General features: G+C 66.1%; 2 protein-coding genes and 1 pseudogene. All 3 read left to right on the top strand.

Going from position 1 to position 1,526, the window contains the following annotated elements:
- A partial coding sequence (gene rhaS, locus DMB66_RS59705; RefSeq protein ID WP_125812685.1) for a rhamnose ABC transporter substrate-binding protein occupies positions 1-900 on the top strand: 900 nt, incomplete at its 5' end.
- Between the two features lie 52 nt (positions 901-952).
- Positions 953-1,279 (top strand): L-rhamnose mutarotase, encoded by a 327-nt coding sequence (locus tag DMB66_RS59710; protein WP_125812686.1) that lies wholly within the window; start codon positions 953-955, stop codon positions 1,277-1,279.
- Positions 1,276-1,526 (top strand): annotated as a pseudogene (locus DMB66_RS59715) (rhamnose isomerase); the annotation flags it as partial. The gene DMB66_RS59710 and the pseudogene DMB66_RS59715, both read left to right, overlap by 4 nt.

Genomic DNA, 1,526 nt, shown 5'->3' on the forward strand with positions numbered 1-1,526 from the left:
TACCTGCCCAAGCAGCTCAACAACCCGTACAGCGACGTCGAGGTCAGCGGCGGCAAGGTCGCCGTGGGTGAGCTCAAGGGCGAGTACAAGCTGGTCGGCCCGAACGACGCCAGCGCCTCCTCGCAGGTCAGCTACATCAACACGCTGATCCAGCAGCAGCAGGACGTGATCGTGGTGGCGGCCAACGACCCGAACGCGGTCTGCCCGTCGCTGAACCAGGCCCGCCAGGCCGGCATCAAGATCGTCGCGTTCGACTCGGACGCCTCGAAGGACTGCCGCGACGCCTTCATCAACCAGGCCACCACCGAGGGCATCGGCAAGAGCCTGGTCGAGATGGCCAGCGAGCTGGCCGGCGGCGCGGGCGAGATCGCCATCCTCTCGGCGACGCCCAACGCCACCAACCAGAACGCCTGGATCGAGGTCATGAAGACCGAGCTGGCCAAGCCGGAGAACGCGAAGCTCAAGCTGGTCAAGACGGCGTACGGCAACGACGACGACCAGAAGTCGTTCCAGGAGGCGCAGGGCCTGCTGCAGTCGTACCCGAACCTGAAGGTCATCGTCTCGCCGACCACCGTGGGCATCGCCGCGGCCTCGCGGTACGTCAGCTCCTCGAACTACAAGGGCAAGGTGGCGATCACCGGCCTGGGCCTGCCGAACCAGATGCGCCAGTACGTCAAGGACAGCACCGTGAAGAAGTTCGCGCTGTGGAACCCGGCCGACATCGGCTACCTGGCCGGGTACGCGGGTGCGGCGCTGGCCTCCGGCCAGATCACCGGCAAGGAAGGCGAGAAGTTCAAGGCCGGCAAGCTCGGCGAGTACACCGTCGGCGCGGCCGGCGAGATCGTCCTCGGCCCGCCGACCGAGTTCACCGCCGAGAACATCGACCAGTTCAACTTCTAAAGCTTTCTATGCACTGAGCCAACCCGCAGCGGAAAACCCCAGAAGGAAGAGCATGAGGTATTGCTTCAATCTCCAGATCCGGCCAGACCGGTTGGCGGAGTACGTGGAGCGGCACCAGGCCGTGTGGCCCGAGATGCAGGACGCATTACGGGCCACCGGCTGGCGCAACTACTCCCTCTTCCTGCGCTCCGACGGCCTGCTGGTCGGCTACGTCGAGGCTGACGACCTCGCGGCGTCCCAGGCGGCCATGGAGGCGCTGGACGTCAACACCCGATGGCAGTCGGAAATGGCGGAATTCTTCGTCGGTACCTCGCCCGACGAGGGATTCCCGCTGCTGACCGAGGTGTTCCACCTCTCGGATCCTTTGGAGAACCCATGATCGACCTCGCCGCCGTCAAGCGCGCCCTCGCCGCGCAGCGCATCGAGACCCCCTCGTGGGCTTTCGGCAACTCCGGCACCCGATTCAAGGTCTTCGCCCAGGCGGGCGTCCCCCGCAACCCGCGGGAGAAGATCGCCGACGCGGCCATCGTGCACAAGTTCACCGGCGTGGCGCCGACGGTCGCGCTGCACATCCCGTGGGACAAGGTGGACGACTACGCTTCACTCGGCGATTTCGCCCGGGAGCA

Source organism: Actinoplanes sp. ATCC 53533 (assembly GCF_003947245.1).

What these genes read in the sequence shown, in the direction of transcription:
- DMB66_RS59710 (WP_125812686.1), top strand. Translation starts at nt 953, where the DNA reads ATGAGGTATTGCTTCAATCTCCAGATCCGGCCAGACCGGTTGGCGGAG.